This window comes from Longimonas sp. (genome assembly GCF_040409695.1).
Taxonomy (GTDB): Bacteria; Bacteroidota; Rhodothermia; order Rhodothermales; family Salinibacteraceae; genus Longimonas.
This window is the reverse complement of sequence record NZ_JARWGJ010000032.1, coordinates 1-3,073: the sequence shown is the minus strand read 5'-3', so window position 1 is coordinate 3,073 and position 3,073 is coordinate 1. Positions and strand designations below refer to the sequence as shown.

6 protein-coding genes are annotated in these 3,073 nt (G+C 60.2%); all 6 read right to left on the bottom strand.

Going from position 1 to position 3,073, the window contains the following annotated elements; genetic code table 11:
* Positions 1 to 230 (bottom strand): HK97 gp10 family phage protein (locus PPP56_RS01680; RefSeq protein ID WP_353562144.1); only part of this gene is annotated, 230 nt, incomplete at its 3' end.
* Position 231: 1 nt separating this feature from the next.
* Positions 232 to 720, bottom strand: a complete 489-nt coding sequence (locus PPP56_RS01675) for a DUF6093 family protein (protein WP_353562142.1) — start codon at positions 718 to 720, stop codon at positions 232 to 234.
* The gene (locus PPP56_RS01670) at positions 720 to 1,217 is read right to left on the bottom strand and encodes a hypothetical protein (protein ID WP_353562140.1); all 498 of its coding nucleotides are present in this window, start codon (positions 1,215 to 1,217) and stop codon (positions 720 to 722) included. Before PPP56_RS01670 ends, PPP56_RS01675 begins: the two co-directional genes overlap by 1 nt.
* Positions 1,210 to 1,587, bottom strand: a complete 378-nt coding sequence (locus PPP56_RS01665) for a hypothetical protein (RefSeq protein ID WP_353562138.1) — start codon at positions 1,585 to 1,587, stop codon at positions 1,210 to 1,212. Before PPP56_RS01665 ends, PPP56_RS01670 begins: the two co-directional genes overlap by 8 nt.
* Positions 1,588 to 1,590: 3 nt before the next feature.
* Positions 1,591 to 2,562, bottom strand: a complete 972-nt coding sequence (locus tag PPP56_RS01660; protein ID WP_353562136.1) for a major capsid protein — start codon at positions 2,560 to 2,562, stop codon at positions 1,591 to 1,593.
* A 26-nt stretch (positions 2,563 to 2,588) separates the two neighbouring features.
* On the bottom strand, positions 2,589 to 3,073 hold a 485-nt coding region (locus tag PPP56_RS01655), incomplete at its 5' end, for a hypothetical protein (RefSeq protein ID WP_353562134.1).

The window sequence follows — 3,073 nt, the reverse complement described above, 5'->3', positions numbered from 1 at the left end:
TGGATCCGGGCGTACTCAAGCACGGTGAACACCTCGCCTTCCAGGCCATCGGTTTCGACCGTAATGCTGGATTGCAGGTTGGATGTGTCCACCGGCGCTTCTTCACGCGCGACATCTTGCACCTTGCGCGCGGTCGCCTCCACAGCAAAGCCAAGGCGCTTTTCCGCCTCATCGGGGTAGGCGCGCAGCTTCCTCTCTAAACTTGATGTGTCCAACTCCAGCGTGGCCATATCAGTCGTCGTAGGTGAGCACAAGGCTGTCGTCAAGGCGGCGCTTTTCGGCTACGGTGGCGGCCTGCGTGCTATCATCTGCCCATGTGATCGTAACGGCCTGGCCGGCGTCGATGCCAGGCACGCGGCGCGGCAAAAACGCCTCTGCATCTCCGACGCGGAACGTCTGCCCGCCTCGGTCGACACGCTCCACAGCGCCCTCTTGCACGTCCGCAGCGCCGTCGTAGACGGTGGTGTCGAGCGCTGTCTGGGCAAGCGTGATCTCGTACTGGCCTGGGTCTTCAAACACGAATGTTGCCTCATCGCCTTCCACATCGGGAAGGCCATCGGTCGAAAACGTGGTGAGAAGCTCGCTCTCATCAACGACCTGCGTCGTGACCGCCTGGTCTTGCTCGGTAGTCGTCGCGACATACGACAACTCACCCTCGCGCCCCAGTCCGTCAGTTGTGGGCGGCGTTTCAACAGTGATCTTTTGCGCGTAGGAAAGCATCAGATGTACGTAGTTTTGGGGCGTAGGTCGTAGGGCTGCAAGTAGCTTCCGAAACCGCTGCGCAGGTCTGTGCGCTTGCCAAAGTACGACACCGACCGCGCACCGCGGCTCTGAGACTGCACCGCCTGATCATCGCGCGCACCGCCCGGCTCGTATTGCTGCGCAAGATGTTCCACGTGCTCGGCGATCTCAGCGCGCATGGCATCCAAAAACTTGACCTGCTCGGGATCGGTTTCGTCGATGTCATCTGCATCTTCCTTATACCACTGCAGCATCACGGCAACGCGACGCTGCGGGTCAAGCAGGTGCTGCACGCTGCGGCGGAGCACAGTATCAAGCAGCCCAGAGATGCGGTACAGCATATCCTTGCGCTTCCGCGTGTAGTGACTGATGACCTCCCGCTCTGCTTTCGCACGCAAAAAGTCAAGATCCGCACGGCCAATGATCGCGGGCGGTAGGTAGTCGGCGGCAGCGGTAGGGGTCAGGTATTCAGCCATCGGCATTCAGTCGCTCTGCGGTAGCGTGTGCTTCGTCTTCGTCGCGTGTCGATGCGCCCTCTACGTGCTCGCCGGTCTCCCGGTCAAGGATGCGATACCACCCGCGCCCTCCAGGATCTACCACGTAGCGCTCGCCACGGTATGGCTCCTCGTCGGTGGCCTCTTCGGTACTGAGCGGCTCGACAGGCACACCGGCGTGCTCATACGCCTCACGCACGCGGTCCATGTCTGTCACCACCAGGCCAGCCAGCCGGTCAGGCTTCTTAAAATAGCGACCGTTACGCCACCGCACGCGGTCGTAGCGTGCGGCGGCCTGGCGATGCGTGTCGGTGACGGCCGGGCCGTCAATGTAGACGTAGGCAATAGCCATATCTTACTGGGTGCGGATGAGGAAGCCAGCGGTAGACTTGAGGTCGGCCATCACGCTGGCCCAATTCGCACCGGTGCCAAGCGCTGCGTTGTCGGGATTGGCCGCACTATCAGTGTAGCTGTATCCCTTGACGCCGACATTGTAGTCGTGCTCACCTTGCACCCGGTACTCAATATTTTCTTGCCCGGTATGCATCTCATCCACAACAGACGGCTCCCCGTCCTGGATAATCTGGAGCGCATTCGTGGTGAGGCCAATGGTTCGGTAAATGTCCTCGCCACCGGGCCCCGCGCCAACGTCGACCAGATCCGGGCTGTCAGTTACGATGGCAGGCAGGCCGAGCGTGCCCACCGTTCCTTCGTAGATGGTGGCCCCCCCGATGCGGTCGGTGATGTTTTGCACCTGCTCGCCCATCAGGTCAAAAAACGGCTTGCTGTGGAAGACAAGCCCAACGACATTTGTGGAGCTGTCGCCAAAGGTAGCCAAGCCGTTTACAAGGGTGGCGTTTTCAATGGTGCCTGCTTCGGCGTCAAGCACAATGTCGGTTTCGCCCTCCATTGCAGTCACACCGCACAAGATGGCAGTGTTGAGGTACTCAACCATCATGGCTTTAGCCACCTGCTCACCAAGCGCAAGCGAAAACTCCCCCTCGGTAAGGCCAATGCGCTTCAGCGCGCTCATGGCCTTAGCCACGAAGTACCTGCGCGCCAGCTTGGGGCGTACCATCTCGTCCGATGTCATGTCCTCGGGCGTGATGCCAGCAGTGGAGCCGATATCGCGGCGGTTGATGAGGTCTTCACCAATCGACTGAAAGAAAGCCTCTTTCTGAAAGTTGCCGACCGTAGGGTCAGTCTCCAGGACGATCGCGTTTGCGCTGGCAGCGTTGAAGACCTCGGTGTTCTGGACCAGCGTTTCGTTGAGCTGGCCGTAGAACTCGTCTTCATAGATCGTGAATGTATTTTGCGTACGGGGCATAATGCCGTGGTGTGTCTAATGGAAAATCATTCGTCAGGCAGTTGGGACCACGCTTCGTTCGGATCTTTGCCCGCGTCTCGGGCTTCGGCATAGAACTGCGCCTTCTCGCTGCGGCTGTACTCTGACTTCGGCTTACTGCCAACGCCAGTGGGCGCATTGCCTTTGTAGCCGCTGCCGCTTGCGTTTCGCTTACTTGCGCGGAGCGGCTCCGGCACTTCCGAAAGCAGGTCGTCAGCCATGAGCTTCGCAGCGTCTTGTGAGTCGGAAGCAGCGTACGGCGCTTGCCCATCTGGGCGCAGGTACCGGATGCCGTCATCACTCACGTCGACGCGCTGCTGTGCCTCAGATGCCAGCTTTTCAGCTACCCAAGGATCGGCCACCTCATCAGCGAGGTGGTCTTTCACGCGCTGCAGCGCCTCATTGCGGCGCGCCTGCGTGTATCGCTCCTTGTAGGTCTGCGCCTGCTCCTTGAGGGGCTTAAGCTCTCGCTCTTCCCACTGCTGGCGTAGGC

Excerpts from the sequence above, each read along its gene's own strand:
- PPP56_RS01675 (WP_353562142.1), bottom strand. The coding sequence starts at position 720 with ATGCTTTCCTACGCGCAAAAGATCACTGTTGAAACGCCGCCCACAACT.
- PPP56_RS01670 (WP_353562140.1), bottom strand. The coding sequence starts at position 1,217 with ATGGCTGAATACCTGACCCCTACCGCTGCCGCCGACTACCTACCGCCC.
- PPP56_RS01665 (WP_353562138.1), bottom strand. The coding sequence starts at position 1,587 with ATGGCTATTGCCTACGTCTACATTGACGGCCCGGCCGTCACCGACACG.
- PPP56_RS01660 (WP_353562136.1), bottom strand. The coding sequence starts at position 2,562 with ATGCCCCGTACGCAAAATACATTCACGATCTATGAAGACGAGTTCTAC.